Source organism: Paracoccus sp. S4493 (genome assembly GCF_000967735.1).
In the GTDB taxonomy this organism is placed as follows: domain Bacteria; phylum Pseudomonadota; class Alphaproteobacteria; order Rhodobacterales; family Rhodobacteraceae; genus Paracoccus; species Paracoccus marcusii.
This window is the reverse complement of record NZ_JXYF01000497.1, coordinates 1-237: the sequence shown is the minus strand read 5'-3', so window position 1 is coordinate 237 and position 237 is coordinate 1. Positions and strand designations below refer to the sequence as shown.

The 237-nt window shown below is 74.3% G+C and carries 1 protein-coding gene; it reads left to right on the top strand.

The annotated features are described in order from the left end of the window. On the top strand, positions 1 to 237 hold a 237-nt coding region (locus tag TW83_RS18710; protein ID WP_045984297.1), incomplete at both ends, for an SDR family oxidoreductase.

Sequence of the window (237 nt, the reverse complement as noted above, 5' to 3'; positions counted from 1 at the left end):
TCGGCGCCGCCGTCGCGCAGGCCTTTGCCGCCCAGGGCGCGCGCGTCGCGCTGCTGGACATGAACCTGGCCGCCGCGACGGATGCCGCAGCCGCCCTGCCCGACGCGCAGGCCTTTGCCTGCGACGTGACTGACGCGGCCAGCATCGGCGCGGCCGTCGATGCGGTGACGCAGGCCTTTGGCGGCATCGACATCCTGGTCAATTCCGCGGGCATCGTCGACCTGGCCCCGGCCGAGG